This is a genomic window from Legionella feeleii, assembly GCF_001467625.1.
Taxonomy (GTDB): Bacteria; Pseudomonadota; Gammaproteobacteria; order Legionellales; family Legionellaceae; genus Tatlockia; species Tatlockia feeleii.
In genome coordinates this window covers 32,736-51,372 of sequence record NZ_LNYB01000081.1, presented here as the reverse complement: position 1 = coordinate 51,372, position 18,637 = coordinate 32,736, and the positions used below count along the sequence as shown (strand labels likewise).

Sequence of the window (18,637 nt, the reverse complement as noted above, 5' to 3'; positions counted from 1 at the left end):
TGCCCCGGCAGTTTTTTACTGCGAGTGTAAATAAAAAAATAACCTCTTAAGCAGATGGTCCACTCAAACTGGTTTTTAAGAGACTGACGATTTCATCGGCGGTGGAATTAGTCGAAGGCGCTTCTTCTGTTAGCAACGCAGTAAAGTGACTGGCGATTTTATCTATTTGCTTATGCCGTTCGGTTTGCATAAAAAAGGCGCTTTTGGTTAAGTAGAGTTTCCCAAAAATGACCAGCAGACCAATGCCTGTGGCTGCAATGATAATATTGGCGAGAACAGGTTTCCAACGTGCGCGGTGGTGCATATCGAGAATGCCTTGCTTCAGCTCTTTTTGAAATGCTTCTTGCGCGATTTGTCGTTCTTCATTGTTTTGGGTATTCATGAATTTGTTGGCGAAATAATTAAGAGTAAGTGCTAAACAAACGGCTTTTTCACCCTCTGTTTCAGCCTTTTTATCATTAACTTGATTATATAATTTTCGGCCGTAGCTTCTTAATTGATTAATATTGCTATATAGCATTGAAATTTGTTCGTTCCTTTTGGCCGAGTAGTTTGGGTTGGCCTGAGGCATCATTTCGGGTAACAAGTTCAATATAGCTTCTAACGTTTCTGGTTTATTGGCGGCAGAATGAAGAGCAGTGCGACCATTGTTGGCTTTTTCATTAACTAGAGTTAAACGAGCAGATTCGGGTATCGACGTTAAAATAGCTGTTAGCGATTCTGCATTATTGGCAGCAAGATGGATTACAGAGTAACCGAAGTTGTTATTCTTTTCATTGATGGCAGCCTGGCGATCGGATTCGGGCAGTAACATTAAAATAGTTTTTAACGGTCCTGGGTTAAGATGGAGTACAGAATCACCGTTGTTATCCTTTTGATTAACGGCAGCCAGGCGATCGGATTCGGGCAGCAACATTAAAATAGCTTTTAACGCTTCTAGGTCATGTGCAGCAAAATGTAAAACACTTTTGCCTTCACTGCTTTTCTCGTTGATTACAGCCAAGCGTTCTTCTGGGGCCAATGAAAGTAAAATAAGTCTTAACAACTCATGGTTTTTGTAAGTTAGGGCAAAGCGCAGGCCCGTGGAAATACCACCTGCTTGTTCAATATTGGTAACAATAGTCTCATTTAGATGAGCCAGCTGTTCACTATTGAAGAGTCCGTCTTCTACTAAAGCCCCCAATTCTTTTGATAAGCATAGCGCATAAGCAAATGCGCTAATGACAATATTGATGAGAAGACGCTGCAAAAATGTTTGTTCATGCATACGTATATTTTGCTGCAACTCTCCCAGAAAATTTCTTTGTGCAGTTTGTTGTTCAACATTGGTTTGTGCGTTAATAAAATGGTTGGCAAACATGGCGAGACTGATTGCTATGCAAATGATTTGTTTACCCGCTGTCTCAGCGTCTCTAGAATAAACCTGGCTATATAACTCCAAGCCATAGTTCCTTAAATCCCGGATACGATTATAAAGCGTCACAATTTGTTTGTTTTGCTTGGTTGAGTGAGTCGGGTTTGCCGGAGGTGGGACGATGTCAGGCAACAAATTCAATATTTCTTTAAAGGCTTCCCTGCTCAAAGTTATTTCAAGGGCATTTTGGTCGGAGAATATTCTTTCAGTAACGGCATTCAAGCGATCAGCCGGGGGTAACAGCGCCAAGATTACTTTGAATACTTCGATACGAAAGGCTCCTCGCCATAAGCCACTTTTTCCCCTTGTCTCCGCTCTAAGTGCAGTTAGGCGATCTTTCTCAGGCAATAAGCTTAATGTGGTAGCTATGGTTTCAGGATCTGCTGTCAAGTATAAAACCGTGGGGTTTCCTGCTGTGAGGGTAATTGCAGTTAGACGATGCTCTTCGGGCAACAACTCCAAAATCCAATGGAATTGTGATGGCATTCTAACTGTGGCGAAAGCCAACATAGGGGTGCCGTCAGCGAGTTTAGCTTCAACGAGTGCAGCCAGGCGTTCCTCAAGGGGTAACGAAGTGAGAATTAGTTTGAGTAAGTCATAATTTTTGTGAGCTATAGCTATTCGCACGCTTTCAGAAAAACCACCTAATTGCTCAATGAGAAAAATAGCGGGCTGCTCTTTTTGAGCCAATAAAGAGAAAAGATGTTTAACTAACTCATCATTGTTATAGTGTAGAGCAAATTGCAAACAGACAGAAAAACCACCACATTTTTCCATATTATCAATAAAGGCTTGATTAAGGGCAGTTAGTTGCTCACCTAAAAAAATCCCACTTGCCATCATGTCTCCCAGTGACGTGGCATCGCAGGAAATTTGTGCATATTTGAATAACATGGGGTAATAGCCTGGAGGAAAGGCAAGGAGCAGATCTAAAAGGACATGCATATCGTCAATAACCAATGCTTCCAGGTTTTTCTTAAGATAGTTTAGTGGGAGTGCTGTTGGGCTATCACTTACTGAAGATAAAGCATGAGACTTACCATAGGACTTGTGAATACCCTGTAATTGTTCGGGCGATAAATCCGGTCTGGTATCCAGAGTAGCTGCATTCTCCTTGTTATTTAAAATTTCTTGTAAATAGGCAGCAGCCTGCTCCACACAGTTTTCAGCTTTTAAATGCTCACACACGTAGTCTAATGAAATGTCAGACGGTGTTTCTAACTCTAATAGCCCCTCTTTCAGGGAGTCAGGAAGCGATTCCAAATAGCCAAAGAAATCGGTTACCGCTGTTTGTGCCTCAAGACTGGCATAGGCTTCCCCGGTTAAGGTTTCACCGCCTAAAAGAAGCTGCTGGATGAATTCTTTAATCACTTCTCGTGGTGATTGACCTTTGCTTACTGCCAATAAATGTTGGCGTAGTTTTTTAAATGCTTCATTATGCTGATAGAGGGCTTCAGCTAACTCTGGATATTGTTGGGAGAAGCTGTTAAAGAATTTGGTATGGGTAGTAAACTCCCATTGCACGAGATCTGTCACATCAAAAAGCTGGCCGCCGCTTACCGCAAATTGGCTCAAGGCAGTACGAGAAGGTTCTTGGGTTAAACAGGCAAGATTTTTTGCTTCAAAATGAAAAACTGGATTTTTTACGCGTTCGCGCAGAGACTGTTGGCGATTTTCCTCCGTTACTTCATAGCTAATCAACATGGTGTTATCAGGAAGCAACAGCCGCAACATGTCTCCCATGGTCTTGGGCTCAAATAGACATTCGGCAATTTGCCAATACAATTGATTGCATTCCCCATCAGGCATTGCAAACAGGCTTAAACAAGTACCGGCATTTTGTTCAGCACGGTGTTTACAACGGTCTAAAAAACCCTGGCGAAAAGTCTCTAACCCTTCTCCAAAGAGTTTTATTAACGCTTCAATTTCATCACGAAGTTCTTGCTGAATCGTTTGTGTCTTAAGACTTGAGTAATTGTGTGGTACCACAATAGGGTCTTGAATGAGAGCCTGTTTTTCGACGAGTAAATGATATAATTCTTCAGGGATTAAATTAGCCACAAAAACCTCAAATTATCGATTAATTTAGCGCACCCACAATACTTTTTTATGTGCGGGTTCTTTTAAATGTAAAAAATAAAAAGGTTAGGCAGCGGGACAACCCAGTTCGGTTTTCAACTGGCTGGCGATTTCATCAGAGGTGGAATTGGCCGAACGCGCTTCTTCTACCTGCAAGGTAGCGAAGTTAGCAGCGATTTTAGCTATTTGTTCATGTCGTTCGGTTTGCATAAAAAAGTACTTTTTTGATTAAGTAGACTTTTGGAGTGCTTATTATAACAAAATAATACAGGTTAGGGAATTATTAGTCAGTTAAGGTAAGTAAATATTCGTAATTTTCTAGCTAACCCTAAGATATTTTTGACCATTTTATTTTCTCGAAGGCGTGTTAATCGTATTTTCAAAACAATCCCTGACGCCAATCGTAATGTGGAAAAAAATTTCCTGGCCCTTAAATGTTGGTTTTTCTGCCAGATGATGTGTTTGGCGAAAAGCTGTTAGGGAAGGCGAACTCACCGCAAGGGCAAAATACTCTCTTGAGCCATACTGAGCTTTCAGTAATCCGCAAATTGAAAAAGAATGGATTTGTCCGACTATTGTTTGCGGCACATTATCTTCTTCCGGATAAATAATGGAAATATGAGCGCCAACATCGTCAGGTGGGATAAAATAGGCCGGTTTTTCAATGACGCCATATTCATTCAGGAAGGGATGAGTATGGTGAATATAGTCATCATTGATTTTTAAATAACAGAAGTTATCACGCTGTTGAATAACACCTTCTGCAGCTAATTTACTGGTAACCTGCAATACACGCTCACCAGCTAACTCGGTCAGAATAATTTTCTCGAATTTGTCCATTTGACATCATAAAAAAGGGTGTTGTGAAGTATAACCAGTTTTCTCAAGCCATTCTCACCTTTATTTTTTTGTTAAAACGCCATAGCAACAAAGACATACTGAACCCAGCCCCTATTGCCATTCCAGACCATAGGCCAACGCCACCGAAATTGAATCGGGTTGCCAGTAAGTACCCAACAGGTAAGGCGATACCCCAGAAGCTAATGATCGAAGTAATTAAGGTAAAATGGGTATCTTTTAAAGCACGTAAAGCGCCAAATAAGGTGATTCGTGTTGCTTCTAATAATTGAAATACAGCACTCACTGCAAATAATTGTTTTGTGTAATTGATTATGAGGGCGTTTTGCGGGTTTTTGACATCCAAATCAATGGCAATTAATAGGTTCGGCCATAGCCAATAAATGATAGCAAATAAACTCATAAAGCTGACTGAAAGGCAAAGACCTGCGTAATTGGCATGCTTTGCGGCAACAATTTCATTGGCTCCAATTAGATGTCCCATACGAACGGTTACCGCCTGGGCAACAGAAAAAATAACACTCATGAGTGTCCCCATATATTGCAAGGCAATTTGGTTGGCAGCGAGTAATTGCGGGCTTAGGGAACCCATGATCAAGGTTAAGGCAAAGAAAAAGCCAACTTCAAAGCAGTACATCACGCCCATGGGGAATCCAACTTTCAATAATTCCCAAATAAAAGCAGGCTTTTCGCGGGTAAAGACAGGGCTAAAATAAACTTGGTAACGTTTATTTACCAGGACGTAGGTCGATAGAATGAAAGCCATGATCCAGTAACTGATAGTGGTCCCCCAACCAGCACCAGCAATGCCTAAAGCGGGCATGCCGAATTGTCCAAAAATGAGAGAAAAGCTAAAAAATAAGGCCAGCAAAACGGATAAGGTGGTAAATAACATCACCACACGGCCATGCCCCAGGCCGATAATAAACTCAAAGAGCGCGACAACGATAAAAGTAGGTAATAGTCCCCAGGTCAATGCGTGTAAATAAGGTTCTGCCAGCAAAGCCAATGAGGGCTTTTGTCCGAAGAATAGAAATAGTGGTGCCATGTTCCAAAATAAAAAGATGGCCGGAATAGAAAGCAACACTGCCAGTAGTAGCCCATCGCGAACAACTTTGGCCACTCCATCCCGATCTTGTGCCCCATGCATGTGTGCTATCAAAACATTAATAGAACCCAGAGTTCCGTAGATGATGACAACAAAAACACCAAAGAGCCAACTAACGAGAGCGCCAGCGGCCATTGCCTCGTGACTTAAATGAGCGAGAAATACGGTTTCAAAAAATCCTATGGATGCACTGACCAGACCCGATATGACAAGTGGGGATGCCAACTTAAGCAAAGGATAGAAATCATTTTTAAGGATCTTCGACCACATACTTTACCTCCTGAGCAGTTGGATGCTAACGGTTCGGTACCAGTGCAGCGTAGCGACGGTTATAAGGATTGCTTAAATCCAATTTTCATTGGTAGTAAAGGCGATTGTTATCCAGCGTTGTGGGCTATCTCCACCCATAGCATCTGCTATTTCGCGCCGAATCCCATCTAATTCCTCAACACTCGAGATAGGGTAATTAGCAGGCACAACAATATGTATTTCAATAAATTGTGCACGGCCTATTTTGGCTACATAACTGGCGTAAGTTTTAAAGCCATACCGTAAAACCAGTTGATCTAGAAAAAGCCTTACCTTTTCATCAAGCCCAAAAGGGGCGATGAGAAATATATCGCGCATGGCGTTAGCTACTGTGGACATGGGCACAAAAATTAAAAAGATGGAAAGGACGGCTAACACGAGTGGATCAACGTAAGGAGTAAGGTACTGGTATCGCCCCCCATCCATAAAAGTAGCAATACCAAATGCAATTAAAAGGGATAATGAAATGGTGCCGGACATAAGCCAGCTATGGGCGTCGAGTCTTAAAAATTCAGAATTAACAATTTGGTTTTTTTTGCGCACATAAAAATACATATACATGGATAAAGCAGCCATTAATAAGGCAATAAAAAAAGCCAGATCAAAATTTAATTCGCGACCACCCGATAAGAAGCTGCCAATGGCGTTGATTAGTGCATAAGCCGAAAGCAGGATAAGAATGCTGCCATTAAAAACCAGAACCATCGGTTCAACATGCCAATAGCCATATTGAAAGCGGCGATTGCCTTCACTAGTCAGAAGGCGGGTAACCAGTAAAGCAAGTATGGACATGAAGGCATCAATCATGTCAAACATGCCGTCAAACACAATCGCCAATGAGCCAGATAGAAGGCCGAATACGATCCCTGTGATTGATAAAAAAAAGGTCATACCTATCGAGATTTTCAGAATTTGCTGTTCAGCAAATCCCTCAGGGGTCTTCGTCACCGTCATCTCCATACAGCCAATAGTTAGTGGTTATTGTAACCCTAATTGCCCATTCCTGATCTAGTATTTTGGTGTTCAGAATCAATTAGGCCATGAAGCTTTGAGCGTGCATCATAAACGATGGTTCCTTATCTATAGTTGCCGTGAGCTAAATGCCTTCCTTAATAGCCTACAACCAAGATATTAGTTATAGCCGGCTGAACGTCCAATAACCTGGTGGAAATTTTATGGGAAACGGTTTGGGGTTGATAATGGCATAAATAAATATGGATGGGTGCTGATTCAATTTTCGATAAAATGGCTTTCTTTTCCTCCTTACTGAGGGGCGCCAATGAAAAAAGTTCTTCGTAGATTGCAATTTTTCGGTCGTCTTTAGTATCCACAGAATAAAATTCATTAAACAGATTAACGAGCGCTTCCAAGGTATAAACGTGTTCGCTTTTATTATTTTCAACCCATTGTTTACCGTTATAGGCATGATGCCGGTGTAATTCGTTGGCAGTATTTGATTGCAATATACAATACTCGGAAGTGCCGATTTCATCATTGACGGGCAGGATGGTAAAGACGTGGCCTGCAAAGCCATCAACATTGAAAAATGGGATTCCTTCATCCCGGGTTGAATTCAACGTTTCCAGTAAATAGGAAAAATCGAGATGATTTCCTGCTGTGTCAAGTTCCCTCTTCGAGTCGGCTAATAAATTGAAAATATTCGTGGCCAAAGTCCCACAGTCGATATGCTCCACCAAATTAGTAATTTGGTCTCTGGTGATCACAGCTTCAACAACGCGCTCTCGCTCATTCAGAGCATAATCGAGAACAATATCCGCTGCATCCAGAGAAAAAGCAAACTCATCGATCAATTCACTACCCGTAGATTGATAAAAAGAGGTAGCTACTCTTTGACCAGCTAATGAGAATTTAGCTTGGTACCTCCCTTCTTTTTCTAAAAAAAGGTAAACTACTTTTTCTGGTATTTCCTCTAGCTCAACATAGTTTTTTTCGCTGACAATTATGATTTTATAGTTGTGGAAAGGATTGCTAGTAGTCGTGGTTTGAAACGCCTGTAGTGCATGAATTATTTGTTCGAATTCCTTACTCATTGGTATATAAGGTACTGTAACTACAGCTGATCCAAAAATTTCCCTCAATTGCCTGTCTAAAAGGTCGGATAAATATTTATTATATTTAACAACATCAAATGGCTCGGTTGTTGCAAAAAATGCAGTGACTTTATCAGAAAAATGAAAAGAAAAGTCATTGGAGTTGTAAATGGCAATAGATGGGTTAACTAACTCCGGTTTTTCGCCGGTTGATAAATGATGCATGGCATTAATATTGTCACCGTATAAAGCCAAAATATTTTTAATAAGGATTAGTGTTCTTATCGTTTCAAACGATTTAAAGAACAAAAAATTCTTTCTTAATAGCAATTCGCCTTTCATACGGCTATTGTCTTGCATAATTATTCGTTAAGTAGATCAATATGCGCGCAATAATACAGCAGGAATATTAAGCCAGTATTAGGAGGGGAATCAACTGTTGACAGATTTTATAAAAGATAAACAAAGCTTTAGCCGTTATTGGCATACTATCTAAACCTTGATGACATTATGCCTGACGTTTTTCCTGTAATTTTTGATTGTTCCCATTCTTGGCAATTGTAGCCATTGCTTTATTCCATATCTGTTCATTCATGTATAGAAAAGCCATTTGTGTACTGAGATGAGGGGCTTCAATGAAAATAATGGTATTGTGATCTTTAAGTTTTGCTTCTTTGTTACCTGCCGGAGGAACGTCTTTTGTTATTAATTCATATTTGTTATCAAGAGTCGTTAACATTCTTTCGAAATTTGTTTTTTCCATGGTTCCATGGACAGCTGCGAGGATCCCTTTTTCATTGAAGGTAGCCTGAAGAGAGAGTAATCCTTTGAAATTAATTTTTCTGGTATCGATCTGGTAAGTTTTTGTTTTGCTTTCCTTGTTTTTAGAGGCGAGTGCTAATGAATATAGTTTGCGGGCCTCTGGAAGTGTGGTTTTATTGATTTCTAAACCGAAGGGGGCGGGATCAGCAAAGGATAAAAAGGGAATGGTTAAAAGAAACAAAATCCTATAGAACATACTTCCTCCCTGATTCAAACCATTAACATCCTAAGAATGCTCTTATGAATGTTCTTTATGTGCAAATAATAAGAGTACGTTTTAGGAAAAACAATAGTGTCCTGATCGTTGCCAAGTAGACGATAGAAAACATGATGCTGGTAGCCTTGATAAAGCGTAGCGAAACCAAGGTTTTCGTTCTCAAGGACAGCGCTATTTTTTAAACTACCTAAAGTCCTCAGTTGTTATCCTGCATAAGCTCAGATGCCAGGTGTGGACTCTGCTCTTCTGTTCATTTCTTCCCCATTTTTATAGTGAGGTACATCTGCGAGAATGGTATCTATTTTATGGCTGGAGGCTTCATTAGGGGATAAAATCATAAATCGGCCGTGAAATTCACCACTCATATTTTTCCATCGGTCAATAAATTTATCTTTTGGAATATGCTCAAACTCAAGATTACCAACCAAGGCCGTTCCTGGTTCGGCTAGAATGATGTGTTCTCCCTCCGGGCTCTCCTCAATACCAATAACTACTTCAAAATGACCACAACCACCCCTATCTTGCATATTTAAAATGACAGGGATACCCATTTTCACAATTTGATGGATTTTATTCCATAACAATTCTTTATGGGCACTTAAGGTCTCTTCATCATGGGTTTTATCACTCAAACCATTATCATCAAAGACAGTAATGCCCATTTCTATCAATCCATTGCGGATTTCAGGAATACCAGAGCCCTCTGCTTCTGAGGTATTTACTTGCTCTGCAAGAAGCATTTCAGGGGTTTGAGCGATTGTATGCCATACGTCTTGATTGGTTACTGGAGCGCCATAAAAACCTCGACTTTGCATGGAATCAAAATAACCTGCAACCATTTTTACAGTGGCTGGACCACAGGTAAAATCACTTTGTTGCTGTGCCTCCTGGCTGAAGAAGTTTTTTAATACCATTTCAGCGGAGGTTTGCCCATTCATCGTTTTTATAGGGTTGCGGTAAAAAAAAGTAGGCGCCTCTAACCTTGTTATTAAGGGAGTCTTCTTCACTCCAATTAGCGAATCATCCCTAAATGTTTTCAGGGAAATATTCTCATTGCCTCGGTATACCACCACATCTTTCAACAGTGCAAGACGCGCTTCATCATGTTTGGATAGGTGAGTTTTACGTTGATCAGTCAGAATTATTTCGAAAGTTAATGGTTCATGGTGATGTTCAAAATGGTGATTTTGCAGGGAGCCAACTAGTCTACTCACTGAGTCAGTATATTGTTTCCCCCCAAAAGAACAGTTTTCAAATAAAATTTTACTGCTTGAAGCACAGGGTATCCGTCTTTTTTCTATTTCAGAACAGATTGTTTTAAAATTGGGAGGTTGATTGAATCCCTCAATAGTGATTTGATCGTAACTATGATCCGATAGACTGCTTTCACTGATAGCAGTATGGATGAGGGTATTCATCTCATGGCAATATTGTTCATAGGTAAAATCTTCAGGCATTTTGGAGCCATCTAATTTTTCATACTCTCTTGTATCACCTAATTCAGCCTGAATAATCTTATAGGGACTTTGAATGACAATTAATTTTTCATCGTCAGCAGCTTGAATGTGTTTCACAGGTGGTTCGCAAAATACGATTTTAAGTTTCATATCAATCTATCTATTGACGTAATTGTTTGTACAAACAAGTATAGCTGAAGGGGTTAGAGGCTTTGCCTAACTGGCGCGTAAAAGAAATGGGGCTAGATGGAAACCTTGGCAATCAGCAGGGGTAAAAACTTCCGAGGGTAAAGCTATCAGTCGGATGAATGCCTATAAGCATGGTGCTCGCTCTGCTGAAATAAGGACTTTGGCACGGGAAATGACAGAGTGGAAAAAGCAGCTTAATCAGATCATAAAAATTAATAAAGAATCAATTTAAATTTACACTGGATTTTCGAGTTCATTTAAAGGGGGAATTAGCTCGTTTACAACAAGAACAAATACGACAGCAACAAGCATATAAGCAAGAGCAACAACGATTGCAGCAACAGCAAATGGCTAATAGCGCATTCGCCTCATCAGGAGGTCATCACAATAACGACGTAAATAATGGTCGTTCGTGGTAGACCCTTTTCCCGTTTCTATATGCGAAATATGAGTTAAAAGTATAGATTATGGCGTTCTTTCAGTTTATTAATTGCTGTCAATTTAGTAATTGTTAATACGCCATACCAATGAGGTTGTAAATATGCAGTTTAAACTCTTACTACTGGTTGTATTGATTGGTCTCACAGGATGTGACCAAGTAAGCAAACATTTTTCAAATCAAACCAAATTAGATGATAAAATCAGCAAAATAGATAAAAAAACATCAGACATGAAACGTATGTTGGAAGCACATGATAAGATAATTTCAGATGTGCTATATAGTCTAGGTGAACTGAAAATGGTAAATAACCTAGTCGAATTTCAAAAAGACTCAAAAGGCTTAAGCGTTTTAAAAACGAATCTTGGTAATTTCCCCATGGCTTTAAAGGCAATGATGGATATAGATATACCCACTTTTATTAGGTAATCCATATTCATTTGTTATTTATGATTTTGAAATGAGCGCATTCTGGGTTGCCAATGCCAAGAAAAAACCAGTTCCCCAACAGAACACATTCACAATTGTAAAGAAGCTCTTTCCCGCAACTTGGACTGAAGTAAGTCTTGACCTGCCTGCCAAGGAAGATGAATTTCAAAAAATATTGGTTTCTTTTAATCCAAAGACCATCAATTTTGAAGGAGATTATAAAAAAATAGAACAAAATTTAGAGATGCTTAAACTTTTACAATCAATAAGATAGGATATGGTTTGCCTCCTTTTATCACTGCGGGGGCATTGTCGAGTCTTCATTTACCAATTCGACACTATTTACCTATAAATATTTCTCAGTCCTAAAAAATTCTTGCCATATATCGTGATATTAGCTTGAGATCAGGGGGCTTAAAGTTTATCGCTAAGGCTTGAATATTTTGATCTAATTGTTGAATTGACGTCATACCCAGTATTACATTGCTTATAAATTTATTTTGCAGAACCCAGCTAATAGCGAGAGTTGAGAATGGAATATTCAATTCTAAAGCAATGGGTTTGATTTTATTTACTAAATAAAGATGTTTTTCTATGCTGTGAGCCGAGAAAAGCTCTTTTCTTGCAAGGCGCTTATCATTTTTTTTGAGTTTGCTTAAGTCAAATTCTCCTGATAATAAACCTGATTGCAGGGGGCTATATGAGATAATTTTTATGTTATTTTCAATGCAGTACCTTATTAAATCGGGCTCAGTTTTATGCGTAGCCATATTAAAAGGAAGTTGAATTGAGTACACCGGGTGAATTTTTTGGATTATTTTTAATGAAGAAAGATTATAGTTACATACCCCAATATATTTAACTAACCCTTCTTTAACAAGTGCGGACATGCCCTGCCATGTCTCTTCAATAGGAATATTTGCATCAATTACATGGCACTGATATAAATCAATATTAGCAGTTTTGAGTTTGTTTAAGCTATCGGCTAATTCTTTTTTCAAGGTAGATGGGCTCATGTCTGTTTTTATTTGTCCATTATCAGCAGTTATTCGGCCACACTTATTTGCAATAAAAAAATCATCTCGTCTATTTTTCGCGACTTCCGCTATTATTTTTTCAGCACGACCGTTACCATACAGAGGAGAGGTATCAATCCAATTAATTCCTTTATCAAGTGCATGGTTGATAATGTTGATAGCTTGGCTTTCGCTAACCTCATCCCAAAGGCCACTAATTGATAAACTACCAAAACCAATTTTACTGAGTTGCATTATTTACAACTTCCTTTGTACCAAATTCGTACCATTTTTCTTTGGCCTTCGAATCTGCTTCTTCCATGAAGTACCTGATGATTCTTAATGATTAAAATGTCTCCATCATTTAATTTGATCTTTATTTGATTTTCTTCTCTATGAGCAAACTCTAAAATTGTTTTAAAAAGCGCTTCATGAAGGCTGGTTTTACAGCGAATGCGGTCTGCATACATGATGCTGATACAAGAGGTACCATTTTTATCTTTGTGCATTATAGAGCTAGTGAGAGTTGAGGCACCTCTTTCATATGTTATAGCTTTTTTATCATAAAGAGCTTCTAATTGATTGGCTGATAAATTTAACGCATTCAAGTAGGCAAGGATAGCACTTACAGGGACTATGAGATTTTCTCCCCCACTTTTTGCAGCTTCAATGCAATATAATATTACTATTTCTGGTTGTACATTATTATCACCACAATCTACATGCAGTGTTTGTGCTTTATCTGAATGTAAAATTCTTTTTGAATCTGCAACAGGTGTGATAATGGTATGAAAATTATCAATCATTCTCGATTGTAACATTCGATTTGCAAACAATGTATCGAGTAATAAAGTCGCTTCTTCTAAAGTTTTTGCTGTTTTTAAAGATACTATAGAAAAACCATGCTGGTTTAATTTGTCGAACACAGGCTCCGGCTTAGAGATTAACTCCTCTTCTGTAAAGTGGCAGCTATTATAACTACTAGTTTCGTTAATTGGTTTATCGAGTAAGTCCCAATTTTCTGGAATAATAGCTTGCATCTCAAACATGCTGATCCCTAAGCGTAATTGACTGCAAGTTCACGCAGAAACAGGTTCAATTTATTCATATCATTATCGTGTTTATAATATAGTTTATTTGCCATAGGCCAAAAATGAACAGTCTCTTCAGTAAACTCACCGAAATTGTAGACATAAGAAACTAGAAAGGACACTTGCATGTTTACTTCTTTTTTTTGGTCAAATATTTCTTCATCAGTGGTATATTCGTTTGATGTATGGTGTATAAAGGTTTTAGTCGGAAGTTTGTCCATTAGCTCTTGATACTGTCTTGTTTGAAGAATCCACAAATGCCAAATTTCATCGATTTCGTCATTAAAAGGAATATTACACTTTGCCTGAGGGTATAATAAGCAGAATTTTAGAAACTCAATTAACTTAACCCTTATTTCTTCCTGCGATTCACCAACTAATTTTCTGTAAAAATATTCTTCCATCTTATGAGGCAATAAATCGAAAAGCGCATCCGTTTTAAATTTGTTCTGTAACATTTGTATTTTCCTTAAACGACAATTTATTATTTGGCTGAATTGTAATTATTTTTCTTTGTTTTAGGAAGGCAATATAAAAGCAGCTAGCCACGATCATGCCCACCCCTACAATAGTTGATGCAGTTAAGTTTTTTGAATCAAGTAAATAGTCATAAAGGAGTGCCCATGCAATCGATGTATACTCAAACAGTGCGAGTTTTGAAAGGTCCGTGTTTTTATAAGCTCGAGTTCTTAAAAGAATGACAGCAGAAGATAATATTCCTATAGCCATAAAGAGCAATAAATTGAGATTGTTTGGGATTACAAATTTTATAGGTAACAGCAAAGCAAAAAAGAAGTTAAATAAGGCGCTATAAAATATAATCGTTAATTCGCTATCAGTAACAGCAAACCTTTTTAGCAACACATTGTTCAGTGCTACTAGCAAGACCTGTAATACAGGCACTATTACAAAATAGTTAAACTGATTGGTAAGCGGGTTGATAATAATTAAAATACCTATGAAACAAATCCCAATAGCCACAAGATGAGACTTGGGAATTTTTTCTTTTAATAAAAGCACCCCTAGTAACATAGTTAGAATGGGGGAGGTATAAGAAATGGAGCAAACAACAGTAATGGGTAAAAGGGTTATCGATAAAAATAAAAGTCCCGTACTCGCAAAAACCATTAAGGCTCGAATCAAATGGCCTTTAATTATCTTAGTGTAGAGTATCTTTGGCTTGAAAGGCAAAATAATCAAAAAAGGTAGTAACCCAAAAAAACACTTAAAAAAGAATATTTCCAAGAAAACGTGAGTTGTTGAGGTGACCTTAACAAATAGACTGATTAGACTAAGAAAAAAGATTGAAAATAAAATAGATACGATTGATTTGAGAGGCATCTTAAGCACATAAAGATATAAAATGAGTATTGTCGAAAAGAATTTTCTCTGATCGACAATATTGAAATGAATTAATTAACCAACTGTACAATGAATTTCAAAGCACATGCTTAGTAATTCAGTCATTAGGGTTTCGTTAATTTCAACATTGATAAATTTCATCTCTTACTCCTTTAAAAATAATCCGTGTTGGCTATGATGAGGCTTCCAAAATTCTACATTGCTTCTACATGAAAATTAAAAGCTTTGAATCAAACATCATAATTTCTTGATTCTATTGGCTCCCCGGGACGGGCTCGAACCGCCGACCTAATGATTAACAGTCATCCGCTCTACCGACTGAGCTACCGGGGAATGAGGCGGAATCTTAAATCGATTCCGCTGGTGGGTCAAGGGGATTTACGACAATTTTTTACTTTTTGCCTTTTAAGCTCATCCCCAGGGAATTACCCTATTTGTTTTAACGACAGAAACGCTGTAAACGATCCATTGCGTCACGCAGGATATCCATGCTGGTAGCAAAGGAGAGACGGATGCAACCCTCATTACCAAAGGCAGAGCCGGGAACCAAGGCTACGCCAACTTCCTGCAATAACTTTTCCGCAAATTCAACATCATTTTGATAACCACGTTTTTCGATAATTGCCTGGACGTTGGGGAAACTGTAAAAGGTCCCATCAGCGGGAATCACTTCTATCCCGGGAATATCAGATAAACGGCTGACAATGTAATCGTGGCGTTGACGGAACGCTTCAACCATTTTTTTCACTTCTTCATCGCCGCCGTTTAACGCTGCTACGGATGCTTTCTGGGCAATAGAACAGGGGTTAGACGTTGATTGGGATTGTACCGTAGCCATGGCCCCTATTAACGGTGCTGGGCCGCCAGCATAACCAATTCGCCATCCGGTCATCGCATAGGCCTTGGAAACGCCATTTAAGACAATAGTACGCTCATATAATTCCGGGCAGGCATTTAAAATATTGGCAAAAGGTTGAGTCCAAATGATGTGTTCATACATGTCGTCAGTGGCAATGAACACGTTTGGATGTTTTTTTAATACGTCACCCAAGGCCTTCAATTCAGCGAGGCTATAAGCTACGCCGGAGGGATTAGATGGGCTGTTTAAGAAAAGTAATTTGGTTTTGGGTGTAATCGCTGCTTCGAGCTGCGCTGCAGTAATTTTAAAGCGAGCGGCGGGCGTTGAAGGAATAAACACGGGCACACCGCCAGCTAATAGCGCGATATCAGGATAAGACACCCAGTAAGGTGCTGGAATGATGACTTCATCACCTTCGTTAATCAGTGCCTGGCATAAATTGTAAACACTTTGTTTGCCTCCGACGGATACGAGAATCTGGTTTAACTCATAATCCAAATTATTATCGCGTTTGAATTTGTCTTTAATCGCTTGCTTTAGTTCAGCAATACCCTCAACCGCCGTGTATTTGGTAAAACCGGCATTAATTGCAGCGATCGCCGCATCTTTAATATGTTGCGGAGTGTCAAAGTCGGGCTCACCCGTACCCAACCCAATAATATCCAAACCTGCTGCTCGCATCTTAGCGGCTTTTGCTGCTACCGCCAGGGTAGGAGACGGTTTTACCTGTTGTATGCGATCTGACAGTACAATATTCACTTTTAAACTCCTGTGCTTTGTTGCTGATCAACTGGTTTTGTTTTAAAAACTGTCACAACACCTGATTGATCGGTTATAGTTACACTATGAAAAATACATTCAAAGTTTACTCAAATTATCAGCCTGCCGGTGATCAACCTGCTGCCATAGCATCCCTGATTGACGGCCTGGAATCTGGTTTAGCCCGCCAAATTCTACTAGGCGTCACCGGATCAGGTAAAACCTACACCATTGCACATGTTATCCAGGCGATGAAAAGGCCAACCCTTATTATGGCGCCGAATAAAACTTTGGCAGCCCAACTTTATGGCGAATTCAAAACCTTTTTCCCTGACAATGCCGTGGAATACTTTGTGTCTTACTATGATTATTATCAGCCAGAGGCTTATGTCCCGGCTTCTGACACGTTCATAGAAAAAGACGCCTCCATTAATGAACATATCGAACAGATGCGCCTGTCCGCCACCAAAGCGCTAATCGAACGCAAGGATGCCATTATTGTCGCGACGGTTTCTGCCATTTACGGTTTAGGTGATCCCGATTCTTACCTGCGTATGTTATTACATCTCTCTAGAGGAGAACAATGCGAACAACGCAAGATTTTAAAACGATTGGCTGAAATGCAATATGTTCGCAGTCAGGTTTCGCTTGAACGTGGGCAATTTCGGGTTCATGGGGATGTCATTGATATCTTTCCTGCCGATTCTGAAAAAGAGGCTATTCGTATCGAGCTTTTTGATGAAGAGGTGGAAAACATTTCCCGTTTTGATCCACTGACTGGTGAAGTTTTGCAGCGTTTACCACGAGTCACTATTTTCCCTAAAACCCATTATGTCACGCCGCGTGAGCGAATTTTGCAAACGATTGATTTGGTCAAAGAAGAGTTACAGGAACGTCTTGCCGAATTCACAAGCCAAGATAAGTTACTGGAAGCACAACGTTTGCAACAGCGCACTGCGTTTGATATTGAGATGATGTTGGAATTAGGTTATTGCTCGGGGATTGAAAATTATTCCCGCTATTTATCTGGTCGTAAGGCTGGCGAACCGCCACCCACCTTATTTGATTATTTGCCACCGGAAGCCTTGCTTGTCATTGACGAATCGCATGTGACAGTCCCTCAGATTGGCGGCATGTATCGAGGAGACAGGGCGCGTAAGGAAACTCTGGTTGCTTATGGTTTTCGCTTGCCTTCCGCCCTGGACAATCGTCCCCTGCGTTTTGAAGAGTTCGAGCAGCGCTCGCCGCAAACTATCTATGTCTCGGCGACCCCCGGGCCCTTCGAGCGTGATCATTCTGACAACATTGCTGAACAGGTCGTACGCCCTACCGGCTTGGTGGATCCGGTGGTTATTATCCGGCCAGTTAAAAATCAGGTTGATGATTTACTCTCTGAAATTCGCCAAGTCGTCGCCCAAGGGGAGCGTATTTTAGTAACGACACTAACAAAACGTATGGCAGAAGATTTAACGGATTATTTGCGTGAACATGGGGTAAAGGTACGTTATTTACATGCAGATATTGATACAGTGGAGCGAATGGAGATTATTCGTGATCTCCGTTTGGGAGAATTTGATGTGCTGGTGGGGATTAACCTTTTACGCGAAGGCCTGGATATGCCGGAAGTTGCTTTAGTCGCTATTCTTGATGCTGACAAGGAGGGTTTTTTGCGCTCTGATCGCTCCTTGATTCAAACCATCGGTCGAGCTGCCCGTAATATAAATGGACGCGCTATTTTATATGCTGAACAGATAACAGGGTCTATGCAACGTGCTATTGATGAAACGGAGCGGCGGCGTAGTAAACAGGAAGAATTTAACCTGAAACATGGTATTACTCCCAAAACAATTCACAAATCCATCACGGATATCATGGAAGGAGCCTATAGCAGTCGACGTAAAATGGAGCTCGCTGAGCGCCAGGCGCCATATTTGTTAATGACGCCAGAACAATTAGCAAAACAAATAAAAATTCTGGAAAAACAAATGCATAATCACGCCAAAAATATGGAATTTGAACAGGCTGCGAAAGTGCGTGATGAGTTGTTACTCCTCAAGGAACAGCTTAAGGCCGGGTAAATATTAACTCCCAAGGGCAAAATTTGAACTTAAGCGCGTGGCGTGCTAAGGTAATAGGCCTTGCTTTATCTTTACGACGTTCTGCAGTAGCTAAGAAGTT

General features: G+C 39.7%; 16 protein-coding genes and 1 tRNA gene. 3 read left to right on the top strand and 14 right to left on the bottom strand.

All coding sequences use genetic code 11. From position 1 onward, the window contains the following. Positions 1–46: 46 nt before the first annotated feature. The 8 genes from Lfee_RS10100 to Lfee_RS10070 form a co-directional block, all read right to left on the bottom strand. On the bottom strand, positions 47–3,475 hold the full coding sequence (locus Lfee_RS10100; protein WP_058446431.1) for an ankyrin repeat domain-containing protein: 3,429 nt from the start codon (positions 3,473–3,475) through the stop codon (positions 47–49). An 84-nt stretch (positions 3,476–3,559) separates the two neighbouring features. Continuing rightward, a complete protein-coding gene (locus Lfee_RS17035; RefSeq protein ID WP_156413385.1) occupies positions 3,560–3,703 on the bottom strand; it encodes a hypothetical protein in 144 nt (47 codons plus the stop codon). 138 nt (positions 3,704–3,841) lie between these two features. Beyond that, positions 3,842–4,333: a hypothetical protein gene (locus tag Lfee_RS10095; protein ID WP_058446429.1), complete on the bottom strand. Its 492-nt coding sequence runs from the start codon at positions 4,331–4,333 to the stop codon at positions 3,842–3,844. Between the two features lie 43 nt (positions 4,334–4,376). After that, positions 4,377–5,729, bottom strand: a complete 1,353-nt coding sequence (locus tag Lfee_RS10090; protein ID WP_058446427.1) for an MATE family efflux transporter — start codon at positions 5,727–5,729, stop codon at positions 4,377–4,379. A 72-nt stretch (positions 5,730–5,801) separates the two neighbouring features. Beyond that, positions 5,802–6,716, bottom strand: coding sequence for a cation diffusion facilitator family transporter (locus Lfee_RS10085; protein WP_370446986.1), 915 nt, complete (start codon positions 6,714–6,716; stop codon positions 5,802–5,804). Positions 6,717–6,877: 161 nt separating this feature from the next. Beyond that, positions 6,878–8,179, bottom strand: coding sequence for a hypothetical protein (locus tag Lfee_RS10080; RefSeq protein ID WP_058446421.1), 1,302 nt, complete (start codon positions 8,177–8,179; stop codon positions 6,878–6,880). Positions 8,180–8,327: 148 nt separating this feature from the next. Continuing rightward, the gene (locus Lfee_RS10075) at positions 8,328–8,837 is read right to left on the bottom strand and encodes a hypothetical protein (RefSeq protein ID WP_058446419.1); all 510 of its coding nucleotides are present in this window, start codon (positions 8,835–8,837) and stop codon (positions 8,328–8,330) included. 239 nt (positions 8,838–9,076) lie between these two features. Beyond that, the gene (locus Lfee_RS10070; RefSeq protein ID WP_058446417.1) at positions 9,077–10,465 is read right to left on the bottom strand and encodes a papain-like cysteine protease family protein; all 1,389 of its coding nucleotides are present in this window, start codon (positions 10,463–10,465) and stop codon (positions 9,077–9,079) included. A gap of 580 nt (positions 10,466–11,045) precedes the next feature. Between Lfee_RS10070 and Lfee_RS10065 the strand changes: the two genes are divergently transcribed. Beyond that, the gene (locus Lfee_RS10065; protein WP_058446415.1) at positions 11,046–11,372 is read left to right on the top strand and encodes a hypothetical protein; all 327 of its coding nucleotides are present in this window, start codon (positions 11,046–11,048) and stop codon (positions 11,370–11,372) included. Positions 11,373–11,403: 31 nt separating this feature from the next. Beyond that, positions 11,404–11,646, top strand: coding sequence for a hypothetical protein (locus Lfee_RS10060; protein WP_058446413.1), 243 nt, complete (start codon positions 11,404–11,406; stop codon positions 11,644–11,646). A gap of 91 nt (positions 11,647–11,737) precedes the next feature. Here the strand turns inward: Lfee_RS10060 and Lfee_RS10055 are convergent, their stop codons facing one another. The 6 genes from Lfee_RS10055 to Lfee_RS10030 all read right to left on the bottom strand — a co-directional run bounded on the left by Lfee_RS10055 (position 11,738) and on the right by Lfee_RS10030 (position 16,459). Then, positions 11,738–12,643: an aldo/keto reductase gene (locus tag Lfee_RS10055; RefSeq protein WP_058446411.1), complete on the bottom strand. Its 906-nt coding sequence runs from the start codon at positions 12,641–12,643 to the stop codon at positions 11,738–11,740. Further along, complete coding sequence (locus Lfee_RS10050) at positions 12,643–13,437, bottom strand: TauD/TfdA family dioxygenase (protein ID WP_058446409.1); 795 nt, start codon at positions 13,435–13,437, stop codon at positions 12,643–12,645. The genes Lfee_RS10055 and Lfee_RS10050 overlap by 1 nt, the downstream gene beginning before the upstream one ends. A gap of 8 nt (positions 13,438–13,445) precedes the next feature. Then, positions 13,446–13,937, bottom strand: coding sequence for a hypothetical protein (locus Lfee_RS10045; protein ID WP_058446407.1), 492 nt, complete (start codon positions 13,935–13,937; stop codon positions 13,446–13,448). Further along, complete coding sequence (locus Lfee_RS10040) at positions 13,918–14,820, bottom strand: DMT family transporter (protein WP_058446404.1); 903 nt, start codon at positions 14,818–14,820, stop codon at positions 13,918–13,920. The genes Lfee_RS10045 and Lfee_RS10040 overlap by 20 nt, the downstream gene beginning before the upstream one ends. A 278-nt stretch (positions 14,821–15,098) precedes the next feature. After that, positions 15,099–15,174: transfer RNA gene (locus Lfee_RS10035), tRNA-Asn, on the bottom strand. 106 nt (positions 15,175–15,280) lie between these two features. Next, the gene (locus tag Lfee_RS10030) at positions 15,281–16,459 is read right to left on the bottom strand and encodes a pyridoxal phosphate-dependent aminotransferase (RefSeq protein ID WP_058446402.1); all 1,179 of its coding nucleotides are present in this window, start codon (positions 16,457–16,459) and stop codon (positions 15,281–15,283) included. Positions 16,460–16,545: 86 nt separating this feature from the next. Here Lfee_RS10030 and uvrB point away from each other — a divergent pair, with 86 nt between their 5' ends. Beyond that, positions 16,546–18,537 (top strand): excinuclease ABC subunit UvrB, encoded by a 1,992-nt coding sequence (gene uvrB / locus Lfee_RS10025; RefSeq protein WP_058446400.1) that lies wholly within the window; start codon positions 16,546–16,548, stop codon positions 18,535–18,537. The last annotated feature ends 100 nt before the right edge of the window (positions 18,538–18,637 follow it).

Bases quoted from the DNA above. Each gene is read 5' to 3' on its own strand.
- Lfee_RS10065 (WP_058446415.1), top strand. From the start codon at position 11,046: ATGCAGTTTAAACTCTTACTACTGGTTGTATTGATTGGTCTCACAGGA.
- Lfee_RS10080 (WP_058446421.1), bottom strand. From the start codon at position 8,179: ATGCAAGACAATAGCCGTATGAAAGGCGAATTGCTATTAAGAAAGAAT.
- Lfee_RS10050 (WP_058446409.1), bottom strand. From the start codon at position 13,437: ATGTTTGAGATGCAAGCTATTATTCCAGAAAATTGGGACTTACTCGAT.
- Lfee_RS10070 (WP_058446417.1), bottom strand. From the start codon at position 10,465: ATGAAACTTAAAATCGTATTTTGCGAACCACCTGTGAAACACATTCAA.
- Lfee_RS10055 (WP_058446411.1), bottom strand. From the start codon at position 12,643: ATGCAACTCAGTAAAATTGGTTTTGGTAGTTTATCAATTAGTGGCCTT.
- Lfee_RS17035 (WP_156413385.1), bottom strand. From the start codon at position 3,703: ATGCAAACCGAACGACATGAACAAATAGCTAAAATCGCTGCTAACTTC.
- Lfee_RS10090 (WP_058446427.1), bottom strand. From the start codon at position 5,729: ATGTGGTCGAAGATCCTTAAAAATGATTTCTATCCTTTGCTTAAGTTG.
- Lfee_RS10045 (WP_058446407.1), bottom strand. From the start codon at position 13,937: ATGTTACAGAACAAATTTAAAACGGATGCGCTTTTCGATTTATTGCCT.
- Lfee_RS10060 (WP_058446413.1), top strand. From the start codon at position 11,404: ATGAGCGCATTCTGGGTTGCCAATGCCAAGAAAAAACCAGTTCCCCAA.
- uvrB (WP_058446400.1), top strand. From the start codon at position 16,546: ATGAAAAATACATTCAAAGTTTACTCAAATTATCAGCCTGCCGGTGAT.
- Lfee_RS10075 (WP_058446419.1), bottom strand. From the start codon at position 8,837: ATGTTCTATAGGATTTTGTTTCTTTTAACCATTCCCTTTTTATCCTTT.
- Lfee_RS10040 (WP_058446404.1), bottom strand. From the start codon at position 14,820: ATGCCTCTCAAATCAATCGTATCTATTTTATTTTCAATCTTTTTTCTT.
- Lfee_RS10095 (WP_058446429.1), bottom strand. From the start codon at position 4,333: ATGGACAAATTCGAGAAAATTATTCTGACCGAGTTAGCTGGTGAGCGT.